Annotated in this window: 23 protein-coding genes; 9 read left to right on the plus strand and 14 right to left on the minus strand. The window is 72.9% G+C overall.

From position 1 onward, the window contains the following. Nucleotides 1-153 precede the first annotated feature (153 nt). Nucleotides 154-375: an RNA-binding S4 domain-containing protein gene (locus AB0A74_RS24970; RefSeq protein WP_343938749.1), complete on the minus strand. Its 222-nt coding sequence runs from the start codon at nt 373-375 to the stop codon at nt 154-156. 186 nt (nt 376-561) lie between these two features. On the opposite strand from AB0A74_RS24970, the gene AB0A74_RS24975 reads away from it, so the two are divergent. Next, nucleotides 562-1,191 carry a DUF742 domain-containing protein gene (locus AB0A74_RS24975; RefSeq protein WP_358252991.1) on the plus strand — a complete coding sequence of 210 codons (630 nt, stop codon included), beginning with the start codon at nt 562-564 and terminating at the stop codon, nt 1,189-1,191. Here AB0A74_RS24975 and mug read toward each other — a convergent pair. From mug to AB0A74_RS24990, 3 genes are read right to left on the minus strand one after another with little or no spacing between them, the layout of a single operon-like run. After that, the gene (gene mug, locus AB0A74_RS24980; RefSeq protein WP_358252993.1) at nt 1,168-1,677 is read right to left on the minus strand and encodes a G/U mismatch-specific DNA glycosylase; all 510 of its coding nucleotides are present in this window, start codon (nt 1,675-1,677) and stop codon (nt 1,168-1,170) included. The genes AB0A74_RS24975 and mug overlap by 24 nt on opposite strands. Further along, nucleotides 1,674-2,282 (minus strand): copper resistance CopC family protein, encoded by a 609-nt coding sequence (locus AB0A74_RS24985; RefSeq protein WP_358252994.1) that lies wholly within the window; start codon nt 2,280-2,282, stop codon nt 1,674-1,676. Before AB0A74_RS24985 ends, mug begins: the two co-directional genes overlap by 4 nt. Before the next feature lie 11 nt (nt 2,283-2,293). Then, entirely contained in the window at nt 2,294-2,848 is a 555-nt protein-coding gene (locus tag AB0A74_RS24990) for a DUF5666 domain-containing protein (RefSeq protein ID WP_358252996.1), read from the minus strand. A 221-nt stretch (nt 2,849-3,069) separates the two neighbouring features. On the opposite strand from AB0A74_RS24990, the gene AB0A74_RS24995 reads away from it, so the two are divergent. The 5 genes from AB0A74_RS24995 to AB0A74_RS25015 all read left to right on the plus strand — a co-directional run bounded on the left by AB0A74_RS24995 (nt 3,070) and on the right by AB0A74_RS25015 (nt 10,114). Beyond that, complete coding sequence (locus AB0A74_RS24995) at nt 3,070-3,798, plus strand: response regulator transcription factor (RefSeq protein WP_358252998.1); 729 nt, start codon at nt 3,070-3,072, stop codon at nt 3,796-3,798. Further along, the gene (locus tag AB0A74_RS25000) at nt 3,776-5,221 is read left to right on the plus strand and encodes a HAMP domain-containing sensor histidine kinase (RefSeq protein ID WP_358253000.1); all 1,446 of its coding nucleotides are present in this window, start codon (nt 3,776-3,778) and stop codon (nt 5,219-5,221) included. The genes AB0A74_RS24995 and AB0A74_RS25000 overlap by 23 nt, the downstream gene beginning before the upstream one ends. Before the next feature lie 77 nt (nt 5,222-5,298). Next, complete coding sequence (locus tag AB0A74_RS25005; protein WP_358253002.1) at nt 5,299-7,071, plus strand: glycosyltransferase family 39 protein; 1,773 nt, start codon at nt 5,299-5,301, stop codon at nt 7,069-7,071. 38 nt (nt 7,072-7,109) lie between these two features. Next, nucleotides 7,110-8,321: a bifunctional glycosyltransferase family 2/GtrA family protein gene (locus tag AB0A74_RS25010; protein WP_358253004.1), complete on the plus strand. Its 1,212-nt coding sequence runs from the start codon at nt 7,110-7,112 to the stop codon at nt 8,319-8,321. Then, on the plus strand, nt 8,318-10,114 hold the full coding sequence (locus AB0A74_RS25015) for a glycosyltransferase family 39 protein (protein ID WP_358253006.1): 1,797 nt from the start codon (nt 8,318-8,320) through the stop codon (nt 10,112-10,114). Before AB0A74_RS25010 ends, AB0A74_RS25015 begins: the two co-directional genes overlap by 4 nt. Here the strand turns inward: AB0A74_RS25015 and AB0A74_RS25020 are convergent. From AB0A74_RS25020 to aspS, 4 genes are all read right to left on the minus strand, one after another. Then, nucleotides 10,046-11,038, minus strand: coding sequence for an SGNH/GDSL hydrolase family protein (locus tag AB0A74_RS25020; protein ID WP_358253008.1), 993 nt, complete (start codon nt 11,036-11,038; stop codon nt 10,046-10,048). The genes AB0A74_RS25015 and AB0A74_RS25020 overlap by 69 nt on opposite strands. A gap of 88 nt (nt 11,039-11,126) precedes the next feature. Beyond that, on the minus strand, nt 11,127-12,326 hold the full coding sequence (locus tag AB0A74_RS25025; RefSeq protein ID WP_358253009.1) for a hypothetical protein: 1,200 nt from the start codon (nt 12,324-12,326) through the stop codon (nt 11,127-11,129). 130 nt (nt 12,327-12,456) lie between these two features. Beyond that, nucleotides 12,457-13,398: a DUF389 domain-containing protein gene (locus tag AB0A74_RS25030; protein ID WP_358253011.1), complete on the minus strand. Its 942-nt coding sequence runs from the start codon at nt 13,396-13,398 to the stop codon at nt 12,457-12,459. A gap of 72 nt (nt 13,399-13,470) precedes the next feature. Beyond that, on the minus strand, nt 13,471-15,246 hold the full coding sequence (gene aspS, locus AB0A74_RS25035) for an aspartate--tRNA ligase (RefSeq protein ID WP_358253013.1): 1,776 nt from the start codon (nt 15,244-15,246) through the stop codon (nt 13,471-13,473). A 324-nt stretch (nt 15,247-15,570) separates the two neighbouring features. On the opposite strand from aspS, the gene AB0A74_RS25040 reads away from it, so the two are divergent. After that, complete coding sequence (locus AB0A74_RS25040) at nt 15,571-16,254, plus strand: peptidylprolyl isomerase (protein WP_358253015.1); 684 nt, start codon at nt 15,571-15,573, stop codon at nt 16,252-16,254. Between the two features lie 319 nt (nt 16,255-16,573). Here the strand turns inward: AB0A74_RS25040 and AB0A74_RS25045 are convergent, their stop codons facing one another. Then, the gene (locus tag AB0A74_RS25045; RefSeq protein WP_358253016.1) at nt 16,574-17,761 is read right to left on the minus strand and encodes a S8 family peptidase; all 1,188 of its coding nucleotides are present in this window, start codon (nt 17,759-17,761) and stop codon (nt 16,574-16,576) included. Nucleotides 17,762-18,002: 241 nt separating this feature from the next. Between AB0A74_RS25045 and AB0A74_RS25050 the strand changes: the two genes are divergently transcribed. Next, a complete protein-coding gene (locus AB0A74_RS25050; protein WP_358253018.1) occupies nt 18,003-18,455 on the plus strand; it encodes a GNAT family N-acetyltransferase in 453 nt (150 codons plus the stop codon). Here AB0A74_RS25050 and AB0A74_RS25055 read toward each other — a convergent pair. The 3 genes from AB0A74_RS25055 to AB0A74_RS25065 form a co-directional block, all read right to left on the minus strand. Beyond that, entirely contained in the window at nt 18,441-19,553 is a 1,113-nt protein-coding gene (locus AB0A74_RS25055) for a S8 family peptidase (RefSeq protein WP_358253019.1), read from the minus strand. The genes AB0A74_RS25050 and AB0A74_RS25055 overlap by 15 nt on opposite strands. Nucleotides 19,554-19,589: 36 nt before the next feature. Then, a complete protein-coding gene (locus tag AB0A74_RS25060) occupies nt 19,590-20,693 on the minus strand; it encodes a S8 family serine peptidase (protein ID WP_358253021.1) in 1,104 nt (367 codons plus the stop codon). 69 nt (nt 20,694-20,762) lie between these two features. Then, a complete protein-coding gene (locus AB0A74_RS25065; protein ID WP_358253023.1) occupies nt 20,763-21,932 on the minus strand; it encodes a S8 family peptidase in 1,170 nt (389 codons plus the stop codon). A 343-nt stretch (nt 21,933-22,275) separates the two neighbouring features. Here AB0A74_RS25065 and AB0A74_RS25070 point away from each other — a divergent pair, with 343 nt between their 5' ends. Further along, nucleotides 22,276-23,238 carry a hypothetical protein gene (locus tag AB0A74_RS25070; protein WP_358253025.1) on the plus strand — a complete coding sequence of 321 codons (963 nt, stop codon included), beginning with the start codon at nt 22,276-22,278 and terminating at the stop codon, nt 23,236-23,238. 1 nt (nt 23,239) lies between these two features. On the opposite strand, the gene AB0A74_RS25075 is transcribed toward AB0A74_RS25070, so the two are convergent. Then, nucleotides 23,240-24,430 carry an acyl-CoA dehydrogenase gene (locus tag AB0A74_RS25075; RefSeq protein WP_358253027.1) on the minus strand — a complete coding sequence of 397 codons (1,191 nt, stop codon included), beginning with the start codon at nt 24,428-24,430 and terminating at the stop codon, nt 23,240-23,242. Beyond that, nucleotides 24,427-26,295 (minus strand): biotin carboxylase N-terminal domain-containing protein, encoded by a 1,869-nt coding sequence (locus AB0A74_RS25080; RefSeq protein WP_358253029.1) that lies wholly within the window; start codon nt 26,293-26,295, stop codon nt 24,427-24,429. The genes AB0A74_RS25075 and AB0A74_RS25080 overlap by 4 nt, the downstream gene beginning before the upstream one ends. Nucleotides 26,296-26,300: the final 5 nt, after the last annotated feature.

The raw sequence follows: 26,300 nt of genomic DNA on the forward strand, positions 1-26,300 counted from the left end.
CTGAGCATGCCGCGCCAGGGCCTGGGCAACGCGGCGATCGCGTCGGTGGCCAACGACGAGCAGCTCAAGCGGTACCAGGGGGCCGCCGGGGTGGGTCTCAGCGGGCCGAGCACAGGAGTCGGCGCTCGCGGCGGAACCGCGGGTGTCGGCCGTTCAGGCGTTGGCGACCAGGCGGACCTTGTCCGGGCCGACCGCCACCACGTCGCCGCCGTGCAGCTGCTTCCCCCGCTGGACCTCGACGCGGCCGTTGACCGTGACCTCGCCGTCCTCCACCAGTTCCCGCGCGTGCGCGCCGTTCTCCGCCAGGCCCGCCAGCTTCAGGAACTGCCCCAGCCGGATCATGTCGTCGGAGATCTCCACCTCGCGGATGCGCATCGTGCCATCATCGCCCAACCCGTCCGCGGCGGCTGCACGTGCATCCGGTAACCAGGTTTGCACGAGGTTGAAACACGGCCGACACGAGCCGGCCGCCCGGAGGTCTACCGTTCCCGAGGTGTGAGCACCGCCGGCTCTGACTCCCCCGACGCGGCGCCGAGGCGCCGCCGGTCCCTGCGCGGTGAAGTGGGCACGACCGGGGCCCGGTTCGGGTCGCCCGCCCTGCGGCGGAGCCTGGAGGAACTGCCGGTCGAAGCGCCCCCGCCGCCGAGGAGGCGACGGTCCCTGCGCGGCGAGGTCGGGGCCACCGGGGCGCGGTTCGGGTCGGCCGCCCTGCGCCGCAGTCTCGAAGCGCAACCGACCGAAGCCGAACCGACCGAACGCGAGGAACCGCGAGAGCCGGAAGAGCCGGCCGAACTGGAAGAGACCGCGCCGTTCAGCGGGCACTTCGAGGACGAGGAGGTCCCGGCCCTTGAGTGGTCCGGGCCGCTCGTCCGCCCCTACGCCTGGACCCGCGGTCGCACCTCCTCCCAGCACGACCTGCGCATCGAGACCCTGGTCTCCCTCGAAGAGCACGGCATCGCCAAGGCCATGCGCGACACCACCCCCGAGCAACGCGCCATCGTCGAGCTGTGCGCCACCACCCGGTCGGTCGCCGAGGTCTCCGCCCTGCTCACCCTGCCGCTCGGCGTCGTCCGCGTCCTGCTCGGCGACCTGATCGACATGGGCGTCGTGGCCGTCACGTCCGTCAACGCCGCCGCCGGCCCCGACCTCGCGCTGATGCAACGCGTCCTACACGGCCTCCGCAACCTCTGACCGCAACCGCCGGAACACCTCCGCCAGGTCGTCCAACCGGTAGTGCGCGTTCAACCCCGAAGGGTTCGGCAGCACCCACAGCCGCGACGACGCGATCCGCTCCGGCTGCGGCCCGACCACGGCCCGGGGCCGCCCGAACGCCGTCCGGTACGCGGTGATCCCCACGACCGCCACCACCCGGGGCGCGTGCTCCGCCGCCAACGACGTCAACCGGACCCCGCCCGCCCGCAGCTCCTCGGCGGTCAGCTCGTCGGCCTTCGCGGTCGGCCGGTCGGACAGGTTCGTGATGCCGAGGCCGAACTCCAGCAGCTCTTCCTGCTCGGCCGGCGTCAACCGGCGCGGCGTGAAGCCGGACAGGTGCAGCGCAGGCCAGAAGCGGTTGCCGGGGCGCGCGAAGTGGTGGCCCGTCGCGGCCGACAGCAGGCCCGGGTTGATCCCGCAGAACAGCACGTCCAGGCCGGGTCGGACGAGGTCGGGCAGGTTCACCCCGACCGGCCCCGCAGCCGCAGCGCCAACGCCACCCCGGCCGCGACGACCACCAGCGCGCCGACGACCCACCCCCAGACCGGGAACCCGCCACCCCCCTCGGCGGGCACGGCTCGGGCCGTCGACGACGCGGTGGCCGCCGGAGCGGCCGTCCCGGTCGGCGCGACCGACGACGAGGTGGCGGCGGGCGGAGCGGAGGTCGCCGGCGCGGCGGTGGTCGTCACCGCCGGCGGCGCGGGCGGCGCGCCGGCCAGCGTGAACGTCGTCTTGCCGCTGACGAAGTCGCCGTCCAGGCTCTCCACCTGCCAGCTCACCACGTACTGCCCGGCGGGCGACGCGCCCGGCGTCACCGGCACGGCCAGCGTCGCGCCGGACGCGGACACCTCCCCCACGGTCCACGCGGTGCCGTCGGGCGCGGTCACGGTGACGGTGGCGCTCTCGGCCGGCACCGGCTCGCTGAACGTCAGCGTCAACCGGGTCGGCGGTTGGGGCAGGCTCGCCCCGTCGGCCGGGTCGCTGCCGATCAGTTCGGTGTGCGCCCACGCCGCGGGTGCGGCGGCGAGCAGTCCCAGTGCCACGAGTGCCGAGAGCGCCAGTCGCTTCATGCCTGACAGTTCTACCGGGTCGGCGGCGCCTGCTGCCCGTCGCCCGGCCGCCCGCCCGGTTGCCCCGGCGTGCCCACGCGCCTGCCGGCGTCGGCCTGGAAGTCACCCGTCATGATCGACTTGGCCACCCCGTCCTGGGCCACCACCATCACCTTGTCGCCGGTGGCGAGGCTCCCGGTGTCGCCCTTGGCCCCGCTGACCTCGGTCTTGTCGTCCAGCCGGTAGGTCTGGCCGAACCCGTCGGCGCTCTTGACCGTGACGGAGCCGTCGGCGACCGCGGTGATCTCGCCGGTCTGGAACTCGCCGTGCGCGGTGTCGCCGAACGGGCCCGGCCCGCCCACGATCCGCAGCCCGCCGCCGGGACCGCCGTAGCCGCGCGGCCCGCCCATCATCTGGGCCGCCTCGGAGTTGCTCGCCGCGTAGATGACCCCTCCGCCCACGGCGGCGATGCCGACGGCGATCGCGACCGCGACCAGGGTCTTGCGGCCGGACCAGCGCGGTCCGGGAGCATCGGCCCGGGGCGGCGGGTCCTCGCCCCAGGTCGGGTTCTCGGTTTCGGTAGTCATGGCGCCCACCGTGTCGGCGGATCCTGTGCGTGGGCTGTGCGCGCGTTGGGTGGCGGCTGTGGCTTGTGCGGCGGGGGGCTTGTGCGGCGGGGGGCTTGTGCGGCGGGGGGCTTGTGCGGCGGGGGGCTTGTACGGCGGGTGTGGCTTGTGCGGCGGCGGTTCACAGCTGGTACACAGGGTCGGCACAGGGTGGGCTCAACCACCCGGCGGACGATCGGACCATGCGTGCGGTGACTTCCCCCGAGATCCGTCGACCCGACGGCAGCCCGGTGCGGGTGCTGGTGGTCGACGACGAGTCGACGTTGGCCGAGCTGATGTCGATGGCGCTGCGCATGGAGAAGTGGGAGGTCCGCACCGCGCTGGACGGGACCGCGGCGGTGCGCGTGGCGCGCGAGTTCCGGCCGGACGTGGTCGTGCTGGACGTCATGCTGCCCGACTTCGACGGCCTGGAGGTGCTGCGCCGGATGCGCGCGGACGCCCCCGCCCTGCCGGTGCTGTTCCTGACCGCGAGGGACGCCGTGGAGGACCGGATCGCGGGCCTCACGGCAGGCGGCGACGACTACGTGACCAAGCCGTTCAGCCTGGAGGAGGTCGTGCTGCGGCTGCGCGGTCTGCTGCGGCGGACCGGGGTCGCGGCGGCGTCGGCCGGGACGGAGCTGGTCGTGGGCGACCTGGTGCTGGACGAGGAGACCCGCGAGGTGCGCCGGGGCGGGCGGGCCGTCGAGCTGACCGCGACCGAGTTCGAGCTGCTGCGGTTCCTGATGCGCAACCCGAAGCGGGTGCTGAGCAAGGCGCAGATCCTCGACCGGGTGTGGAGCTACGACTTCGGCGGGCAGGCCAACATCGTGGAGCTCTACATCTCCTACCTGCGCAAGAAGATCGACGCCGGGCGCGCCCCGATGATCCACACGATGCGGGGCGCGGGGTATGTCCTCAAGCCTGCACCCTGAGCGGTGGCCGCTGCGCACCCGGCTCATCGTGGAGCAGGTGGTGCTGATCGCGATCGTGTGCGCCGGGATCGGCCTGGTGACCGGGTTCGCGTTGCGGGACTTCCTGATCGACAAGCTGGACGACGACCTGCGCGACGCGGCCGGCCGGGTGGAGCGGGTGCACGCGGTCCCGGTGCCGGGCCCGCTGCCCGGTCCGCCGAAGAACCCCCTGGACGGGCCGGGTTTCGGGCAGGGCACGGTCGTCCTGATCACCTACGGCGACCTGGTCCGGGACGCCGACCGGTTGCTGGGCCGCGAGACCGAGAACCTGCCGACCGACGAGCAGGACGCCCTGCTGGCCGTGCCCGCCGACGCCCAACCGCGCACGGCGGCGCTGGGCGAGTCGGGGAACTACCGCGTGCTGTCGTTCCGGGCGCGGGACGGGGCGAAGATCGTCACGGCGCTGCCCATGGCGCAGGTGGACGACATCGTCTTCCAGATGGGCCTCATCCTGGGCGGGGTGGCGCTGGCGGGTCTGGTGGCGGTGAGCATCGCCGGCGCGCTGATCATCCGGAAGACGTTGCGGCCCTTGGAACGCGTGGCGGCGACCGCGTCGAGGGTGGCGGAGCTGCCGTTGCACGAGGGCGAGGTGGCGCTCGCCGAACGCGTGCCGGAGGCCGACGCCGACCCGCACACCGAGGTCGGCCAGGTGGGGCTGGCGCTGAACAGGATGCTGGGGCACGTGGGCCGCGCCCTGGAAGCGCGGCACGAGAGCGAGACCCGGGTGCGGCAGTTCGTCGCGGACGCGAGCCACGAGCTGCGCACGCCGCTGGCCGCGATCCGGGGCTACGCGGAGCTGACCCGCCGGTCGCCGGGCGAGGTGCCCGAGCAGGTCGCCCACGCCATGCGGCGGGTGGAGTCCGAGGCCGTGCGGATGACGTCGTTGGTGGAGGACCTGCTGCTGTTGGCCCGCTTGGACGCCGGCCGCCCGCTGGCCCGCGAGCGGGTGGACCTCTCGCGGGTGGTGGTGGACGCCGTGAGCGACGCCCGCATCGCCGGCCCGGACCACGACTGGCGCCTGGAGCTGCCCGCGTCGCCGGTGGTCGTGCGGGGTGACGAGCACAAGCTCCAGCAAGTCCTGGTGAACCTGCTGTCCAACGCCCGGACCCACACCCCGCCCGGCACCACCGTCACGACGGCCCTGTCGGTGCGGGGCGCGCGCGCTTCCCTCACGGTCACCGACGACGGCCCCGGCATCCCGAGGGAGTTGCAGCCGGAGGTCTTCGAACGCTTCGCCCGCGGTGACACGTCCCGGTCGCGGGCGGCCGGCAGCACCGGCCTCGGCCTGTCCATCGTCGCCGCGGTGGTGGCCGCCCACCAGGGCGAGGTGGCGGTGGACTCCCGGCCCGGCCGGACCCGCTTCACGGTGCTCCTGCCCCGCTGACCCGGCGCCCCGCGGCGCACAGCCGGTTCACAGGATCGGCACATGGGGTGCCCAGGGTTCGTGGGCAGGGTCGCCGTATGCGAGCGCGACTACCCCTGTTGCTGTTGCTGGCCGGAACGGCCGTCCTGTACCTGTGGCGGCTCGGCGACTCCGGCTGGGCGAACGCCTACTACTCGGCCGCCGCCCAGGCCGGTGCGGAGAGCTGGCGGGCGTGGTTCTTCGGGGCCACCGACTCCGCCGGGTCGATCACGGTGGACAAGACCCCGGCCTCGGTGTGGGTCATGGGGCTCTCCGCCCGGCTCTTCGGGGTGAACGCCTGGAGCATCCTGGTGCCGCAAGCCTTGATGGGCGTGGCCGGCGTCTGGTTGTTGTACGCCACGGTCAAGCGCACGGCCGGGGAGGCGGCCGGCCTGATCGCGGGCGCGGTGCTGGCGTTGACGCCGGTCGCCGTGTTGATGTTCCGGTTCAACAACCCCGACGCCCTGCTGGTGCTGCTGCTGGTCGCCGGCGCGTACTGCGCGGTGCGGGCGACGGAGACGGCGTCCTGGCGGTGGCTGGCGCTGGCCGGCGTGGCGGTCGGGTTCGGGTTCCTCACCAAGATGTTGCAGGCGTTCCTGGTGCTCCCGGCGTTCGGGCTGGTCTACCTGCTCGCCGCGCCCGCCGGGTGGGGGCGCAAGGCCGTGCACCTGCTCGGCGCGGCGGCGGCCGTGGTGGTCGCGGGCGGCTGGTGGGTGGTGGCGGTCGAACTGGTCCCCGACCGGCCCTACATCGGGGGGTCGCAGCACGACAGCGTGCTCGAACTGACCCTCGGCTACAACGGCCTGGGCCGCCTGACCGGTGAGGAGATCGGCAGCGTCGGCGGCGGGCGCGGGTGGGGGTCCACCGGGTGGAGCCGCCTGCTGGGCGCGGAGATGGGCGGTCAGATCGCGTGGCTGCTGCCCACCGCGCTGGTGCTGCTGGTCGCCGGGCTGTGGGCGGGACGGCGGCGGGAGCGCGTCGGGCTCGGGCTGTGGGGCGGCTGGCTCGTCGTCACGGCGGCGGTGTTCAGCTTCATGAACGGGATCATCCACGCCTACTACACGGTCGCGCTGGCCCCGGCGATCGGCGCGATCACCGGAACCGGCGCGGTGGTGCTCTGGCGTCGGCGGCACGAACCCGTCGCGGCGGCGGCGCTTTCGGGAGCGTTGGCGGTCACCGCCCTCCAGTGCTACCTGCTGTTGCTGGGCTGGTCGCCCGCCCTGGCCACGGTCGTGCTCGTGCTCGGCCTGCTGGGCGCGGTCGGGTTGTTCCTGTCCGCCGCCGCGCCGCCGGCGCTGGTGGTGCCGGTCGCGGCGGTGGCGGCGTTGCTCGGGCCGGGCGCCTACTCGGTGGCGACGGCCGCGACGCCGCACTCCGGCGCGATCCCCAGCGCCGGCCCGGCCGACGGCCGCGGCGGCGGGGTGGTCCTGTTCAACGGCGGCGGCCCCACCCCCGGCGGCATGGGCACCCTGCTCACCGCTCCCACCCCCGGACCGAACCTGGTGGAACTGCTGCGCGGCAACAGCGGCCGGCACACCTGGGCGGCGGCCGCGGTCGGGTCGAACAACGCGGCAGGCTTCCAACTGGCCGCCGGCGTGCCGGTGATGGCGGTCGGCGGGTTCAACGGCACCGACCCCGCGCCGACGCTGGAGCGGTTCCAACAGTTGGTCCACAGTGGACGGATCCACTACTTCCTCGGCGGCGCGGGGATGCCCGCCGAGACCGGCAGCGACGCCTCCGAGCGCATCGCCGAGTGGGTCGAGGCGACCTTCGAAGCCACCACGGTCGACGACGTCACCGTCTACGACCTCACAGCGGGGGCACAGGGATGACACACGAACCACCCAGCACCGCGCCCGAGGGTGGGGCCATGACACTCGCGACGCTCACGACGACCCCCGTGCTCGACGTGGTGGTCCCCGTGCACAACGAAGAACGCGACCTCGCCCCCTGCGTGCGCAAGCTGCACGCGGACCTGACCCAGACCTTCCCGTACCGGTTCCGCATCACCATCGCCGACAACGCCAGCACGGACGGCACCCGCGGGATCGCCGACGCGCTCGCGGCGGAGATCGAGCAGGTCGAGGCCGTCCACCTGGAGCAGAAGGGCCGGGGCCGGGCGCTCAACGCGGTGTGGTCGGCGTCGGACGCCGCGGTGCTCGCCTACATGGACGTGGACCTGTCCACGGACCTCGCCGCGCTGGCCCCGCTGGTCGCGCCGCTGATCTCCGGGCACTCCGACATCGCGATCGGCACCCGGCTCGCCCGCGGCGCGCGGGTCGTGCGCGGCCCCAAGCGCGAGATCATCTCCCGCTGCTACAACCTGATCCTGCGCGGCGCGCTGGCGGCCCGGTTCTCCGACGCCCAGTGCGGGTTCAAGGCGATCCGGGCGGACGTGGCGCGGCGGCTGCTGCCGCACGTCGAGGACACCGGCTGGTTCTTCGACACCGAGCTGCTGGTGCTGGCCGAACGGGCGGGCGCGCGCATCCACGAGGTGCCGGTGGACTGGGTGGACGACCCGGACAGCCGGGTGGACGTCGTCGCCACCGCCGTCGCGGACCTCAAGGGCATCGCCCGGGTGGGGCGCGGGCTGCTGACCGGCCGCATCCCGGTCGGCGAGCTGCGCGCCCAGCTCGGCCGCGCCCCGCTGGAACCGGTCACGCCGGGTGTCCCCGCGGGCCTGTTCCGGCAGCTTGTCCGGTTCGCCGCCGTCGGCGTCGCCAGCACCCTGGCCTACCTGCTGCTGTTCGTCCTGCTGCGCGGCGGCCTCGGCGCGCAGGGCGCGAACCTGGTGGCGCTGCTGGTCACCGCGGTGGCCAACACCGCCGCGAACCGCCGGTTCACCTTCGGCGTCCGGGGCCGGCCCGGCGCGGGCCGCCACCAGTTCGAGGGCCTGCTGGTCTTCGGCCTGTGCCTGGCGCTGACCAGCGGCGCGCTGGCCCTGCTGCACCACGTCACCGACCCGGGTGGCGGGGCCGAGCTGGCCGCCGTCGTCGGCGCGAACCTGCTCGCCACCGTCCTGCGCTTCCTGTTGCTGCGCAACTGGGTCTTCCGCAACCGTCCCCAGGAGTCCACCTCATGACCGCCACCCTGACCGCCCCCTCCCCCGGCACCGCGCCGCCGCGCGCCCACCGGCGGTGGACCACGCCGGCGCTGGTCGTGCTGCTGGCCGGCACGGCGGTGCTGTACCTGTGGAACCTCACCGATTCCGGGTGGGGCAACGAGTACTACGCCGCCGCCACCCAGGCCGGCAGCCAGAGCTGGACGGCGTGGTTGTTCGGCGGGCTGGACGCCGGCGGCGTGATCACCGTGGACAAGCCGCCCGCGGCGCTGTGGGTGAGCGGGTTGGTCGCGCGGGTCTTCGGCTTCTCCAGTTGGACCGTGCTCGCGCCGCAGGCGGTCGAGGGCGTGCTGGCGGTGTGGTTGTTGTACGCCACGGTGAAGCGCACGTCCGGCCCGGTGGCCGGGCTGCTGGCGGGCGCGGCGCTGGCCGTGACGCCGGTGGCGGTGCTGATGTTCCGGTTCAACCTGCCGGACGCGCTGCTGGTGCTGCTCATGGTGGCCGGTGCGTACTGCACGGTCCGGGCGCTGGAGAACGCATCCTTCAAGTGGCTCGCGCTGGCGGGCGTGGCGGTCGGTTTCGCGTTCCTGGCCAAGATGGGGCAGGCGTTCCTGGTCCTGCCCGCCTTCGTCGCCGCCTACCTGCTCGCCGCGCCGACCTCGCTGGGCAAGCGCTTGCTGCACGTCGTCGGCGCCGGCGTCGCCGTGGCCGTGTCCGCGGGGTGGTTCATCGCGCTCGTGGAGCTGTGGCCGACGGGGTCCCGCCCGTACGTCGGCGGTTCGACCAACGACTCGCTGTGGCAGTTGGCCATGGGCTACAACGGCTTGGGCCGCATCTTCGGCGGCGGCTCCGGGCGCGGCACGATCGCCGGCGCGGCGAACGCCAACCTGGGTTTCGGCGGCGAGACCGGCATCAGCCGGCTGTTCGGGGCCAGCATGGGCGCGGAGATCTCGTGGCTGCTGCCCGCCGCCCTCGTCGCGCTCGTCGCCGGCCTCTGGTTCACCCGCAAGGCGCCGCGCACCGACCGCACCCGGGCCGCGCTGGTCCTGTGGGGACTGTGGATCGTCGGGAACGGGGTCGTGTTCAGCTTCATGAGCGGCATCACGCACCCGTACTACACGGTCGCCGTCGCACCGGGCGTCGCCGCGGTCGTCGCCATCGCCGGCCGCGAGATGTGGCGGGGCCGCGCCCACCGGCCGGTCCGGATCGCGCTGGCGGTCGTGGTCGCCGCGGCCGGGTTCTGGGGGTTCGTCCTGTTGGCGCGGTTCGGCGACTGGCAGCCCGCGATCCGCTGGACGGTCCTGGTGCTGACGGTCCTGCTCACCACCGCGATCGTCATGGGGGCCGGGCGGGTCGCCGCCCTGACCGCCGCCACCGCGCTGCTGTCGTCGGCCGCGTTCGCGGTGGCGACGGCGGCCACCCCGCACGGCGGCTCGATCCCCATGTCCGGCCCCGCCGACTACGCCGCCGACCTGGGCGGCGGCCTGCGCGGTCCGGGCACGTCCTCGCAGGTCGCCGACCTGCTGCGGGCCACCACCGGCACGTGGGCGGCGGCGACGGTGAGCGCGCAGTCGGCCGCGAGCCTGTCCCTGGCCAGCGGCAAGGCCGTCATCGGGATCGGCGGCTGGAGCGGCGGCGACCCCGCGCCGACGCTGGAGGAGTTCCAGCGGTACGTGGCGGAGGGCCGGATCGGCTACTTCGTCGCCGGCAAGCAGGTCGGCCCGGACCGCGGTGACGACGACATCTCAAGCTGGGTCGCGGCGAACTTCGAGGCGACCACCGTGGACGGCACCACCGTCTACGAACTCGGCTAGCGCGCTGGTGGTCCGCGCCCGGGCGGTGGCCGCTCCCGCCGCCCGGGCGGCGGTCGCCTTCCGGGTCGCCGCCCGGTTCGGGGTCATCGGCCGGTCCGCGGTGATCGGCCGGTTCGGGGTTGCCGGTCGGTTCGGGGTTGCCGGCCGGTCCGCGGTCATCGGCCGGTCCTCCGGGGCGAGCCAGGAGCGCCACACGATCGACGCCGCGTAGGGCAGGAAGTCCTTGCCGCGCCGCCACAACCACGGCACGCCCTTGAACACCAGCCAGGCGGCGTGGTGCAGCGGCGTGACCCGCAACCCGCCCGTGCACACCAGGCTGACCGGCCGCCCGACCGCGCACCCCTGCTCCGCCAACCGCTCCGCGAACGCCGCGGCCAGCTTCCGGTGCCCCAGCTCGGACGGGTGCAACCGGTCCACCGCCCACGTCTCCAGCGAGTACGCGCCGTCCATCCCGTCCAGGTCCACGCAGCCGACGCCGTGCCGCCGCACCACGGCGTCGATCACCTCGTTCAACTCGGCCACCCGCGCCGACAACGCCCGCCGCAACGGCCCCGGCAACCGGAACACCCGGCTGTGGTCGTGGAACCGGACCGTCACCACCCGCGCCCCGGCCCGCGTCAACTCCCCCACGACCGCGTCGAGGTCCTCGTGCACCCGGACGGGGTCGAAGTCCGACCGCAGGGTGTCGTTCATCCCGACCAGCACCACGGCGGCGTCGGGCCGCGCCCGCAACGCCACCGGCAACTGCTCGAACCGGACGGACGCCACCCGCGCCCCCTGGAACGACGGGTTCACGTACCGGGCGCCGGGGAACGCCGCCGCCAGCAACGGCCCGACACCCCGCCACCCGCCCCGAACCGGATCACCGACGCCCACCGTGGTCGAGTCACCCAGGACCACAAGGCTGCGCACCACATCGGCCACCCGACGACCATCGCGCAACGACGTGTCCACGCGGGAACAGCGGGCGGAACGCTTCCGTAAGCCCTCCGTGCTTTTAACGGAATGGCTATCAACGGAATGCCGGGTAGAGCGGGAGATCCACCGACGCGTGCCCGTACCGGGACACCAGGGCGTCCACGACGGCCTCGGCGTGCGCCGCCACCGGCTTGACGCCCAGGGCCAGCGCGTCGGCCCGCAGGCGCACCCACCGCGAGGCCAGCACCGTGCTGCGCGGCGGCGAGTCCAGCGGCCGGTGCCCCGACGGCAGCGCCAGGTCCAACCGGGGCAGTCCCCGCCAGGTCGCCAGCCACACCCACAGCAGCTGCGCCTCCAGCAGCTTGGGCAGGAAGACCGCGTCGTCGTCCAGGTCGGGCCACACGCCGCCGACCTCGGCGCGCCACGCCGCGACCATGGCCTCCGACATGCCCGCCGGCAGCCCGTACGGGCACCAGCAGGACGGGAACGGCACCCGCAGGCACGCCGCGTCGAACACGATGTCGCGCACGCACCCGCCCTCGAAGTCCAGGAACCGCACGCCCTTGCTGGTCACCAGGTGGTTGTCCGGGCAGGACGTGGACGGCGAGAACGCCCGCCGGCGCGAGGTGACGAACCCGCGCACCGCGCGCTCGGCGAACTCGACCACGGGGCCGGGCGTGTCGATGTCCCAGGCCTCCGCCAGCAGGGTCGGTAACCCGGCCAGCGCCGCGTGCACGTCCACCGCGATCGGGTCGGCGCAGCACTGGCTGCCCTGCCGGCGCATCAACGCGTCGAAGTCGGCGTCCCGCCCCGCCGTGGTGGCGTGCAGGCGACCCATGGCGTGCGCCCACGACAGCAGGCCGCGTTCGGCGGCGCGGGCGTCGGAGCCGAGCAGCTTCTCGGCCAGCCGGGGCGCCTTGCCCAGGTCCTCCAGGACCACCAGCCGCTCGGCGGAGTCCTGGGCGACCAGCTCCGGGGTCAACCGGTCCTCGCCGGGCAGCGCGGTGAGCAGCTTGTGGCTGACCGCCTCGTGGGCGAACGGGTCGCGGTCGGCGACGGCGGAGGGGTAGCGCTTGACCACGAGCGTGCGCGGCAGGGAGAACGGCGTCGCGGCGACCCGCACCCGCACGACGACGGACCGGCCCGCTCCGCCGAGGCGTTCGGGGTCGGCCAGTCTGACCTGGGCTCCGAACCGCCCGCTCAGCACGGACTCGGCGGCGGCCACCGCCGCGAGCAGGTCGGAGTGGTCCGCGTCGTCGACGTCCGCTGGGCCGGCGGTGATCTCCACGCTCATCCCCTCCGACCCTACCCCGGTGGCCACCGACCTGACAGAACCCGTCCGGGCACCGTGACGGTAGTGCTCATATGCATGGTTGGACCACCATTTGTCGATAACGGAACCGACCAACTGGTGGAACCGCCGCCTACCCGTTGGACAGGGGCCGGCCGGTGGCGGCCATCCGGCCGCGTCGCCTGCGCAGCGCCAGCACCACCGAGGCGGCCACCACGATGCCCACCAGGTTGACCGCCAACTGCAGGACCGACTGCCCGCAGATGGCCCACTCGCCCAGCACGGCGGCGATCGCCGCGTACCCCGCGGCGGGCACGGTGGTCACCGAGATGAACACCCCGACCAGGGCCGCCGATTTCGCCGAGGTCATCGACAGCATCCCCGCCGCGCCCGCCAGCAACGCCACGATCAGCGAGAACGGGCCGACCTGGAACACGAAGTCCACCTGGTGGGCGGCCAGCACCATGTCCCGGTCGAACAGGTCGGTGTAGGAGCCGACGACGGCCGCCGCGAAGGTGATCACCATCGCCAGCGGGAAGCCGATCGCCAACGCCGCCGACGCGCGGCGCACCAGGTCCCAGCGGCGCAGCACCAACCCGACCGCGATCGCGGCCAGCGGCCCGAACTCGGGGCCGACCACCATCGCGCCGACGATCGTGACCGGCGAGTTCGTCACCACGCCGACCGCCGCGAGCAGGCACGCGATGGTCAGGAACGACTGGAAGGTGACGTTGAGCCGGGACTCCTCGCCGGTGCGGGAGATCAACTCCTCCCACACCACGGCGTCCGCCGCCTCGCCGGGCGCGGCCTCCTCGGCGCGGTCCGCCGCGTCGGACAGGGCGGTGTCGATCTGCTCCAGCGTCACTCCGCCGGTGCGGTCGATGCCCAGCCCGCACAGCGCGGCGACCACCTCGTCGGTGGCCTCCCGGGCGATGTCGGCCTCGACCATGTCACCGGCCGGGTCGATGGCCGCGCCCCGGAGCAGCACGACGTGGGTGACGCCGGGGTGCTCCTTGAGCGCGGCCAGGACCTGGTCGGTGTGGTCGACCGGGCACACGGCACGCAGGTGCAGCATGGCCACAACTGTGCCCGATCTGTTCGGTTACCGCGTGTGTGTCGTGTTGTGTTGTTGTTTGGGTGTGTGTTTTTACTGCTTCTGCTGCGGCTTCGCGTCGACGCCGGCTTCCTTGCGCTGCTGCGCGGTGATCGGCGCGGGGGCCGCGGTCAGCGGGTCGTAGCCGCCGCCGCTCTTCGGGAACGCGATGACCTCGCGGATCGAGTCCGCGCCCGCGAGCAGCATGGCGATGCGGTCCCAGCCGAACGCGATGCCGCCGTGCGGCGGAGCGCCGTACTTGAACGCGTCGAGCAGGAAGCCGAACTTCTCCTGCGCCTCCTCCGCGCCGATGCCCATCACGTTGAACGCGCGCTGCTGCACGTCGGCGCGGTGGATACGGATGGAGCCGCCGCCGATCTCGTTGCCGTTGCAGACGATGTCGTAGGCGTAGGCCTTGGCGTTGCCCGGGTCCTCCTCGAAGCGGTCGATCCACTCCGGGGTGGGCGAGGTGAACGCGTGGTGCAGCGCGGTCCACTTGCCGCCGCCGACCGCCACGTCACCCTCGGCGAGCTTGTCGGTGGCCTCGAACATCGGGAAGTCCACGACCCACACGAAGGACCAGGAGCCCTCCTCGATCAGGCCGATCCGGTTCGCGATCTCCACGCGGGCCGCGCCGAGCAGGGCGCGCGCGCCGTCCGGGTCGCCCGCGCCGAAGAACACGCAGTCACCGGGGTTCGCGCCGACCGCCTTGGCCAGCCCGTCGCGCTCGGCGTCGGAGAGGTTCTTGGCGACCGGGCCGCCGAGCGTGCCGTCCTCCTGGACCAGCACGTAGGCCAGGCCCTTCGCGCCGCGCTGCTTGGCCCACTCCTGCCACGCGTCGAGCGTGCGGCGCGGCTGCGAGGCGCCGCCGGGCATGACCACCGCGCCCACGTACGGCGCCTGGAAGACGCGGAACGGGGTGTCCTTGAAGTACTCGGTCAGCTCGGTGAGTTCGAGGTCGAAGCGCAGGTCCGGCTTGTCCGAGCCGTACTTGGCCATCGCCTCGGCGTAGGAGATGCGGCGGAACGGCGTCGGGATGTCGTGGTCGGCGAGGTTCTTCCACAGCGCGGTGATGATCTTCTCGCCGAGCGCGATGACGTCGTCCTGCTCGACGAAGCTCATCTCGATGTCGAGCTGGGTGAACTCCGGCTGCCGGTCGGCGCGGAAGTCCTCGTCCCGGTAGCAGCGGGCGATCTGGTAGTACCGCTCCAGGCCGCCGACCATCAGCAGCTGCTTGAACAGCTGCGGCGACTGCGGCAGCGCGTACCAGGAGCCGGGCCGCAGGCGGGCGGGCACCAGGAAGTCGCGCGCGCCCTCGGGCGTCGAGCGGGTCAGGGTCGGCGTCTCGACCTCGACGAACTTCTCCGCGTGCAGCACCTCGCGGGCGATCCGGTTGGCCTCGCTGCGCAGCCGCATCGCCTTGGCCGGGCCGGAGCGGCGCAGGTCCAGGTAGCGGTGCTTGAGGCGGGCCTCCTCGCCGACCTCCAGGTGCTCGTCGAGCTGGAAGGGCAGCGGGGCGGCCTCGTTGAGGACCTCCAGCTCGGTGGCGTAGACCTCGATGTCACCGGTGGGCAGGTCGGGGTTCTCGCTGCCCTCGGGGCGGCGGGTGACGTCGCCGACGACCTTGATGACGAACTCGGAGCGCAGCTTGTGGGCGCGCTCGGCCATCTCGCCCTCGCGGAAGACGACCTGGGCGACCCCGGAGGCGTCGCGGAAGTCGATGAAGATCACGCCCCCGTGATCGCGCCGGCGGGCGACCCACCCGGTCAGGGTGACGGACTGCCCGGCGTGCTCGGCCCGGAGCGTCCCGGCCTCGTGCGTGCGCATCACGGGTACTGCTCTCCTCGTGCTAGCTGAACGGCGACTGGTCGTCAAGGCTAGCCAACGACCCCTGGGCGCACGCCGGCAGGTTTCCCGATCGGGGCGGGTGGGGGTGGAGGGGGCGGGTGGGGGTGGAGGGCGGGGCGGAGGGTGAGGCGGCGGGCGGGGTGGAGGGCGGGGCGTTGAGTGGGGCGAGGGCGGGGCGGCGAGTGGGGCGGGTGGGGCGGCCGGGGCGGGCGGCTGGGGTGGAGGGCGGGGCGGAGGGCGGCGCGTTGAGCGGTGGCGTGGGAGGAGTTGTGAGGGCGGCGTGGTTCTTCCGCTTAGGATCGCCGCGTGGCCAGACGTCTGGTAGTCCGGGTGGTCGTCCCGGTGGTCGTGTCGGGGTTGCTGGCGGGCTGCACGGCGGCCGTGCCGGGGCGGCCGGTTGCCGGGCCGTTGCCCGTGGTGCCCACCGTGACCTGCGACTACAGCCTGCCCGCGGACGGCCCGAAGAAGGACGTGGACCCGCCGTCGGCGAAGGCCGAGTCCGAGGGCACGGTGGTGGTCGAGGTGAAGACCAGCCAGGGTGACCTGGAGTTCGAGTTCGACGCGGCGAGCGCCCCGTGCTCGGTGCACAACTTCCGGCACCTGGTCGAGGAGAGGTTCTTCGAGGGAACCGCCTGCCACCGGCTGACCGTGGACGGTCTGTGGGTCCTCCAGTGCGGCGACGCCACCGACACCGGACAGGGCGGCCCCGGTTACCACTTCGACGACCCCGACGCGAAGACCGGCGGCTACGACCGCGGGGTGATCGCGATGGCCAACCGGCAGCAGGCCGGGACCAACGGCAGCCAGTTCTTCATCGTCCACAAGGACAGCTCGTTCGACCCCGACTTCCCCGTGCTGGGGCGGGTGGTCGAGGGGATGGACGTGATCGACAAGGTGGCGGCGGGTGGGGTTGTGCCGGGGACCGGGTTTTCGGAGACCGATGGTCGGCCTGTTCTGCCTCTCAAGTTCGTGACTTTGAGCGTGGAGTGACGCGCTTCGCGCTCTCAGGAGCGGAGAGCGGAGAGCGAAGAGCGGAAAGATCAAAAGCGGCGCTCGCCGCGCGGCAGGCCCCCGGGGGTGGAAGGGCGTCGGTTCGTTCCCCGTACGGCCTGCCGGAGGCAACCACCCTTTGGTCTTCTCCGCAACCGGAAAAGCTGGTTGCGGAGAAGACCAAAGGGCGGTTGGGCTGCGCCCAGGCCGTACGGGGAACGAACCGAGGCCCTTCCTGTGGCTGATAGCCCTTCAAAGCGCGCGCCTGCGGCGCGAAGCGGGGCCGCCTCTGGGGAGGCGGCCCCGCTTCGTGTGGTTGTCAGGCGGTGGGGGCCAGGTAGAGGAGGCGGTTCGGGGAGCCGGTGCCCGGGTTGGTCACCTTGCTCGGCGTGGACTGGCCGGTCAGGTAGGTCGCCACCTGGGCCGGGGTGGCCGCGCGGTTGTTCTGCAGGTAGCGGGCTGCTGCGCCGGCCACGTGCGGGGTCGCCATCGACGTGCCCGAGATGGTGTTGGTGGCCGTGTCGCCCGTGTGCCAGGCGCTCGTGATGGACGAGCCCGGCGCGAAGATGTCCAGGACCGAGCCGTAGTTCGAGTAGCTCGCCCGGGCGTCGGTGTTGGTGGTCGCGCCGACCGTGATGGCCTCGGTCACGCGGGCCGGGGAGTAGTTCGACGCGTTCGCGTTGCTGTTGCCCGCCGCGATGGCGTAGGTGACGCCGGCGGAGATCGAGCGGCGGACCGCGCTGTCGATCGTGGTGGACGCGCCGCCGCCCAGGCTCATGTTCGCCACGGCCGGCTTGACGTGGTTCGCGGTGACCCAGTCGATGCCCGCGACGACGCCGGCGGTGGTGCCGCTGCCCGAGTTGTTCAGCACGCGGACGCCGTAGATGGTGGCCCCCTTCGCGACGCCGTACTGGCTGCCCGCGATGGTGCCCGCCACGTGCGTGCCGTGGCCGTTGCCGTCCTGGGCGACGTTGTCGTTGTCGACCGCGTCGTAGCCGTTGCGGGCCCGGCCGCCGAACGTGCTGTGGCTGATCCGCACGCCGGTGTCGATGACGTAGACGTTCACGCCCGACCCGGTCGAGGTGTAGCTGTAGGACGAGTTGAGCGGCAGGTTGCGCTGGTCGATGCGGTCCAGGCCCCACGACGGCGGGTTGGTCTGCGTCGCCTGGACGTGGAACACCTGGTCCTGCTCGACGTACTCGACCGCGGGGTTCGCGGCCAGGCGCTTGGCGGCGGACTCGGGCAGGCTGACGGTGAAGCCGTTGAGCGCGCTGCGGAACACGCGGTCCACCTTGCCGCCGTACTGGTTCGCCAGCTTCTCGGCGGAGGCGGCGGAGCCGTCCTTCAGCTTCACGATGAAGCTGTTGTGCACCTTCTCGGCCGCGTCGGCGGCGCGGATCTCGCCCTCGGCCGCCTGGGCGGGGGACGCCAACAGGGAGCTCGCCGCGGCGACGATCGCCGTCGCGCCGACACCGGCCAGGAACCGGACCTGTCGTGACTGTCGCATGGGTCTTCCTTCTCGCTGACGGTGGCTCGGACCGTCACCCCCGAGTGGGACTCGCGCAGGGAATCGGGTGTGACGCAGGGCCACCTTGCCCTCGCTGACAGTCACCAACGCTAACCGGGACGTCCGTACTGCCGGAAGTGTGAAAGATTGCCAGTTATCACACTGCGTGAAGAAATCCCTGGACGTGGGCTTTCCCGTATTCCGGGAGACCTGCTACGGGTCCCGGCGCTACCTTCCCCGCATGCGTCTGGAACCCGTCACCGAGGACAACTACCGCGCGGTCATCGACCTGGAGGTCCACGAGGAGCAGCGCGGCTTCGTGGCCACCAACCTCAAGTCGATCGCGGACGCGTGGATCCACCGGCCCAGGATGCAACCGCTCGCGCTGTACGCCGGCGACGAACTGGTGGGCTTCACGTTGCTCTACCGGGACCAGCCGCACGACCTCCACATAGTCCGGTTCATGATCGACCGGAGGGCGCAGGGGCGCGGGCTCGGGCGCAAGGGGCTGGCCGCCATCGCGGAGGTCGCGCGCGGCGAGGGCCGGACGCAGCTGACGCTGAGCCTGGTGCCGGGCAACGCCGTGGCGCACGGCCTGTACGCGGCCTTCGGCTTCAAGGAGACCGGCGAGAAGGACGGGGACGAGATCGTCATGCGGCACGACCTCGCCCCCGCCCGCTCACCGCAGGGGTGACCAGTACAGGAGCTTGCCCCACGACAGCGGCGTGGCCTCGCGGACCAGTTCCGCCTGCACCTGGGCCGGGGTGGCGCTCCGGTTCAGGTGCAGGTACCGCAGCGCCACACCGGTGACGTACCCGGTGGACATCGACGTGCCGCTGATCGTGTTGGTCGCCGTGTCACCGGTGTGCCAGGCGCCCAGGATGGAGACGCCCGGCGCGTAGAGGTCCACCACGGCGCCGTAGTTGGAAAAGGTCGCCTTGGTGTCGGTGGTGGTGGACGAGCCGGACGTGATCGCCTCGACCACCCGCGCCGGGGAGTAGTTCGCCGCGTTGGCGTTGCTGCCGCCGGCCGTCACGGACGCGCTGACGCCGGAGGCGATCAGCCGCCGCACGGCGTCGTCGATCACCGTGGACGGCCCGCCGCCCAACGACAGGTTCGCCACCGCGGGCTTGACGGCGTTGCGCGCCACCCAGTCGATGCCCGCGACGACGCCCGAGGTCGTGCCGCTGCCCGTGCCGTTGAGCACCCGGACGCCGCACACCCGTGCCTGCTTGGCCACGCCGTAGGTGCGGCCGGCGATCAGCGACGCGATGTGCGTGCCGTGCCCGTTGTCGTCCTGGGCGATGGCGTCGTTGTCCACCGCGTCCCAGCCGTTGCACGCCCGGCCGCCGAACTCGGTGTGGGTGACCCGGATGCCGGTGTCGATCACGTACGCCGTGGTGCCCAGGCCGGTGGACGTGTAGCTGTACTTGCCGTCCAGCGGCAGCGCGCGCTGGTCGATGCGGTCCAGGCCCCACGGCGGGTTGTACTGGGTGGCGTGGGCGCGCACGACCTGGTCCTGCTCCACGTACTCCACCGCCGGGTCGGCGGCGAGCCTGCGGGCCTGGGCGGGGTTCAGCCGCACCGAGAAGCCGCGAAACGGTCCACTGTAGACGCGGTCGGCGGTGACGTTGGCCGGGGTCGCGGCGTTGTCCTTGAGCTTGACGACGTAGCTGCCGGGGATGGCGCTCGGGGAACTGGCGTGCAGGACGGTTCCCTCGGCGTGGGCCGGTGTGGCGAGCAGGGTGGCGAGCAGGGCCGCTGTCGCCGCGCCGGGGATGAGCTTGCGCATGGGTGCGTTCCTTCGCAGGGGGTGAACAGGCAGGGGTCAGCGGGCGGGGTTCCAGTAGAGCAACTTCCCGCCCCACGGCAGCGGGGTCGCCTCGCGCACCAGTTCGGCGTGCACCTGGGCGGGTGAGGCGGTCGGGGTGAACTGGAGGTACCGGGCGGCCACCCCGCTGGCGAAGGCGGTCGCCATCGACGTGCCGCTCAACGTGTTGACCGCCGTGTCGCCGGAGTTCCAGGCCGACTTGATGTTCACGCCGGGCGCGAACAGGTCCACGCCGGGGCCGTAGTTGGAGGAGGACGCCCGCGCGTCGGTCTGCGTGGTCGCGCCGACCGTGATGGCCTCCGCCACCCGGGCCGGCGAGGTGTTCACGGTGCCGCTGCCGCTGCTGCCCGCCGACACCACGACCGTGACACCGGACGCGATCAGGCGGCGCACGGCGTCGTCGAGGGCCGTGGACGCCCCGCCGCCCAGGCTGAAGTTCGCGACGGCGGGCTTGCGGGCGTGCGCGGCCACCCAGTCGACCCCGGCGATCACGCCGGAGATCGTGCCGCTGCCCGACCCGTTGAGCACTCGGACGCCGTAGACGTCCACGGCCTTGCCCGCGCCGTACGTCTTGCCGGCGATGATGCCGGCCACGTGCGTGCCGTGGCCGTTGTCGTCCTGGGCGACGTTGTCCCGGTCCACCGCGTCGTAGCCGTGGAAGGCTCGCCCGCCGAACTCCTCGTGCGTGGTCCGGATGCCGGTGTCCACGACGTAGACCGAGGTCGTCGCGCCGGTCGAGGTGTAGCTGTAGGTGGTGTCCAGCGGCAGCGAGCGCTGGTCGATGCGGTCCAGCCCCCAGGGCGCGTTGAACTGCGTCGCGTTGGCCCGCACGTGCTGGTCCTGCTCCACGTACGCGACCGCCGGGTGGGCGGCCAGCCGCCGGGCCTCGCGCACGCCCAACCGGGCGGTGAACCCGCCGGCGAACGTGCGGTCGGCGGTGACGGCCGGCGCGGTGGCACCGGGCTTGAGCTTCACTATGTAACTGCCGGGCACCGCCGTGGGGGAACCGGCGTGCAGGACCGTGCCCTCGGCGGCGGCCGGCGTGGCCACGACGGCGGCGGTGAGCACCGCGGCGGCCAGGCCGGGTAAGAGAGTGCGCATGGATGTCGTCCTTCGCAGGGGTGGGACCCCGGCGCGGGTCGCGCGCCGGGGTCGGGGTGGGTGCGACCGTCAGGCCGTGGGGGCCCAGTACAGGAGTCGGTTCGGGGAGCCCGAGCCGGGGTTGGTGACCTTGCCGGTGGTCGCCGCGTTCACCACCGCCGCGTGCGCCTGCGCGGGCGTGGCCGCCCGGTTGGCCTGGAGGTAGCGGGCCACGACGCCGACCACGTGCGGGGTCGCCATCGAGGTGCCGGAGATGGTGTTGGTCGCGGTGTCGCTGGTGTGCCAGGCCGAGGTGATCGACGAGCCGGGCGCGAACACGTCCACCAGCGAGCCGTAGTTGGAGAAGCTGGAGCGGGCGTCGGTGTTGGTGGTGGAGCCGACGGTGAGCGCCTCGCCGACGCGGGCGGGCGAGAAGCCCGACGCGTTGGCGTTGCTGTTGCCCGCCGCCACGCCGTAGGTCACGCCGGCGGCGATGGACCGGCGCACCGCGCTGTCCAGCGTGGTGGACACGCCGCCGCCCAGGCTCATGTTGGCCGTGGCGGGCTTGACGTGGTTGCGGGTCACCCAGTCGATGCCCGCCACGACGCCGGCGGTGGTGCCGCTGCCGGAGTTGTTCAGCACGCGCACCGCGTAGACGGTCGCGCCCTTGGCGATGCCGTACTGGCTGCCCGCGATGGTGCCCGCCACGTGCGTGCCGTGGCCGTTGCCGTCCTGGGCGACGTTGTCGTTGTCCACGGCGTCGAACCCGTTGCGGGCCCGGCCGCCGAACGTGGAGTGGCTGATCCGCACGCCGGTGTCGATGACGTAGACGTTCACGCCCGACCCGGTGGTGTTGTAGGTGTAGGCGCGGTCCAGCGGCAGGTTGCGCTGGTCGACGCGGTCCAGGCCCCACGACGGGGGGTTGCTCTGCGTAGCCGCGAGGCGGACGACCTGGTCCTGCTCGACCCGCTCGACGGCCGGGTCGGCGGCCAGCCGGCGGGCCGCGCGCTCGGACATCGTGGCCGAGAAACCGTTCAACGCCGTGGAGAAAATGCGGTCGACGCGCCCGCCGAAGCGCGCCGCCACGGAGTTGGCATCCGCTGTGGAGAAATCCTTCAGCGTGACGATGTAGCTGTTCGGGATGGCGTCCGGGCTCCCGGCCGACAGGATGGTCCCTTCGGCGGCGTGGGCGGGGGTCGCGGTGACGGCCGCCACAGCGGCGCTCACCCCGACCGTGGCGATCCAACTGAGCTTGCGCATACCTTGTCCGTTCTTCGCAGGGAACGGCGCGCGGCGCCCGTGTTGCGGCAAGGGGAGGGGCCGCGAACCGCGTGGTGTGGGCTGCATCACCCCACGTACCCGAGGCTATGGGGCGGTTCGCGTACCGGGAAGCGGCCGGTTGACCCAGCAGCCCTGCGACGATCGCAGGGAACCGGTGCCTTCACACCCCCGCTGTTAATGAGAATTCAAACATTCCACGGCCGAGGGGGATTTTGCCCGCCGATTCGGTTAAATTCACGTCGGGAAACCCGATCGGCTGTACCGCCGGGGCGATTTCGCACGATAACGTCGCTCGCCTTGTCCTCGGGAGAACGGAGTGGAGATGCCAACGCCAGTCGTCGGGCCGGATTCGCGGGTGCGCGAACCCCGACGGATCGACGGAGGAGCAGACCCCTTCGCGGACGCACTACGATCGGCGATCCGGGCGAAAGGACTGAGCCTGGAGCGCATCCAGCACAAGCTGCGGTCACGCGGCGTGGCGGTCAGCATCGCCGCGCTGAGCTACTGGCAGTCCGGGCGGCGGCGCCCGGAGCGACCCGACTCGCTGGCCGCGGTCGGGCACCTGGAGGAGATCCTCGACGTCGGCGAAGGAGGCCTGAGCACCCTGCTGGGACCGCCGCGTCCGCGAGGCAAGGCACGACCGCGGTCGCGCCTGAGCGGCCCGGAGGGGTGGGTCCACCGCAGCGACTACGAGACGATGGCCGAGCTGCTCGCGGACGTGGACACGAGCACCGACCAGGACCTCACCCGGCTCAGCCTGCGGGACCAGGTGGAGCTGGCGATGGACGGCAGCACCCGGCGGGTGCGTTCCCGGCAGGTGCTGCGGGCCGAACGGGCGGGCGTGGACCGCGTCCTGCTCGGCTACGACACGCGGCTGCCGGGCGACCCGCTGCCGGTGATCGGCACGCTGCGGTCGTGCAGACTGGGGCGGGTCTCCGCCGACCCGCGCAACGGCCTGATGATCGCCGAGCTGCTGTTCGAACGACCGTTGCGCCGCGGTGAGCGGACCGCGGTGGAGTACGAGCTGATCCACATGGCCCCGCACCACCCCACGCACGACAACACCTACTCGCGCCGGTTCCGGCACGCGGTCCGGGAGTACGTCCTGGAGGTCAGGTACGACTCCCGGTGCCGCCCGGTGCGGTGCGAGCAGTTCACGACGGACCTGTCCGGCGGCGAGCCGTCCGACGTCCGCGAGACCCCGGTGGACACCTGGGGTTACGCGTACGCGGTGGCCCTGGACTTCGGTCCGGGCGTCGTGGGACTGCGCTGGGACTGGACGTGATCTAGTAAGAGCGCGGCAACCGCAGGGTGTGCTGCGCGACGTAGTTCAGGATCATCTCGCGGCTGACCGGAGCGATGCGGGACAGCCGCGACGCGGCGAGCAGGGCCCCGAGGCCGTACTCGGAGGACAACCCGTTCCCGCCGTGCACCTGGATGGCCTGGTCCACCGCCGCCGCCACCGCCTCCCCCGCCGCGTACTTGGCCATGTTGGCCGCCTCGCCCGCAGCCCGGTCTTCTCCAGCGTCGTAGAGAGCCGCGGCCTTCTGGGTCATCAGCCGAGCGAGCTCGACCTGGATCGCGCACTGCGCCAACGGGTGCGCGACGCCCTGGTGCGCGCCGATCGGCTTGTCCCAGACGGTGCGGGTGCGGGCGTAGTCCGACGCCTGGTCGAGCGCGCGGCGGGCCATGCCGGTGGCCAGGGAGGCAGCCATGACGCGTTCCGGGTTGAGCCCGGCGAACAGCTGGGCCAACCCGGCGTCCTCCGCGCCGACGAGCGCGTCGGCGGGGAGGCGCACGTCGTCGAAGAAGCAGGTGAACTGCTTCTCCGGCGACACGATCTCCATCGGGATGTGTCGGAAGGTGAACCCTTCGGCGTCCGTGGGAACGATCAGGAGAGAGGGCAGCAACAACTGAGGACCGGTCGCGGTGTCCCGCGGGGCACCCGCGTCCGGGGCCACGTGCCGCGCGACCACCAGCACCGCGTCCACCTCGTCCACGCCCGAGATGTAGTACTTGCCGCCCGACAGCACCCACTCGTCGCCGTCGCGGCGCACGGCCGTGGCCAGCTTGTGGGAGTTGGACCCGGCGTCGGGCTCGGTGATCGCGAAGGCCATCTTGGTGGTGCCGTCGGCGAACCCGGGCAGCCACCGCCGCTTCTGCTCCTCGGTGCCGAACCGGGCGATCACGGTGGCGCAGATGGCCGGTGACACCACCATCAGCAGCAGCGGGCAGCCCGCGGCGGACAGCTCCTCGCACACCGCCGCGAGGTCGCCGATGCCACCGCCACCGCCACCGTACTCGGCCGGGACGGCCACGCCGAGGTAGCCGAGCTTGCCCGCCTCGGCCCACAGCTCGTCGGTCTTCTCGCCGGCCCGCGCCTTCGCGACGAAGTACTCGTGCCCGTACTTGGCGGCCAGGTCCGCGACGGCCCTGCGCAGCGCCCGCCGCTCCTCGCTCTCCACGAAGTTCGTCATGCCCCTGCCTCCACTACGGCGAGCACATCGCCCGCATCGACCTGGTTCCCGGGCTGTACAAGGACTTCGGCGACCGTGCCACCGGCCGCGGCGAGCACGCGGTGCTCCATCTTCATGGCCTCCAGCACCAACACCTCCGCGCCCGCCGCGACCACCTGGCCGGGCTCGACGGACACGCGCACGACGGTGCCCGGCATGGGCGCCACGGTCGCGCCCTCGGCGACCCTGGACGTGGGCTCGGGGAACCGCGGGAGCACGCGCAGTGACCACCCGCCGACCTCGACCCGGTCCCCGTATACGGCGACGGGGTATGTGACCTGGACACCGTCACGGGCGAGCGTCACGAAATCTTTAGCGGCGCGCACGACTTCGAGTTCCGGACTGCATATGACTCCATCGCGCGTGTGGCGATAGGTCACGACGACTGTTTCACCGTCGAATTCGAACTCCGCTTTTTGCGGCTGTGCGGGCGCATTGCGCCAGCCCAGCGGTAGGTTCGTCCGACGATTCTCCGCCAAGGCCAGGGCGGCGGCCAGCGCGGCGGGGTGAACGTCCACGTCAGGGCGCTTTGTCAGGCCGTGCTGGTCGAGGAACCCGGTGTGGGTCTCGCCCGCCGCGAAGGCCGGATGGCGCAGCGTGCGCACCAGCAGGTCGCGGTTGGTGACCAAGCCGTGCACCTCCGCACGGTCCAGCGCGTTGACCAGTTTGCGCACGGCCGCCGCGCGCGTCTCGCCCCATGCCACGACCTTGGCCAACATGGGGTCGTAGTGCACCCCCACGACGCTGCCGTCCTCGACGCCGCTGTCCACGCGGACGCCGTCGGGGACGCGGAACCGGTGCAGCGTGCCGGAAGCCGGTCGCCAGTCGTGCGCGGGGTCCTCGGCGTACAGGCGGGCCTCAATGGCGTGGCCGTTCGGCGCGGGCGGTTCGGCGGGCAGTCGCGCGCCCTCGGCGATGGCGAGTTGCCAGGCCACCAGGTCCAGGCCGGACACCTCCTCGGTCACCGGGTGCTCCACCTGGAGGCGTGTGTTGACCTCCAGGAAGTGGAACCGCTGGTCGTCGGTGAAGAGGAACTCGACCGTCCCCGCGCCGACGTACCCGATGGCGCGGGCGGCGGCGGTCGCGGCGGCGAAGAGGCGCCGGCGCGCGTCAGGTCGGACGGCGGGGCTGGGCGTCTCCTCGATGATCTTCTGGTGCCTGCGCTGGATGGAGCACTCCCGCTCCCCCAACGCCCACACCGTGCCGTGCGTGTCGGCGAGGACCTGCACCTCGACGTGCCGGGCGTTCTCCAGCAGCGGTTCGCAGAACACCGTGCCGTCGCCGAACGCCGACTCGGCCTCGCGGCGGGCGGCGGCGACGGCGTCGGCCAACTCGTCTCGCGCCCGCACCACCCGCATGCCCCGGCCGCCGCCGCCGGCGGACGCCTTGACCAGCAACGGGAACTCGGTCGCGGCCTCGGGGTCCAGCTCGGGCAGCACCGGCACGCCCGCCTCGGCCATGAGCTTCTTCGCGGCGACCTTGGAGCCCATCGCCTCGATGACGTCGGGGTCCGGGCCCACCCAGGTCAGCCCGGCGTCGAGGACGGCCCGGGCGAACCCGGCGTTCTCGGACAGGAACCCGTACCCGGGGTGCACGGCGTCCGCGCCGGCCGCCTTCGCCGCGGCCACCAGCGCGTCCACGCGCAGGTAGGTCTCGGCGGGCGCGGCGCCGGGCAGCCGCACCGCCGCGTCGGCCTCCCGGACGTGCGGCGCGTCGGCGTCCGGGTCGGAGAACACCGCCACCGGGCTGACCCCGACCGCGCGGCACGTGCGCGCGACGCGGCGGGCGATCTCGCCCCGGTTGGCGATCAGGAGCCTGCTGATCACGGGTG

This window comes from Saccharothrix sp. NPDC042600, from assembly GCF_040647305.1.
GTDB lineage: Bacteria > Actinomycetota > Actinomycetes > Mycobacteriales > Pseudonocardiaceae > Actinosynnema > Actinosynnema mutabilis.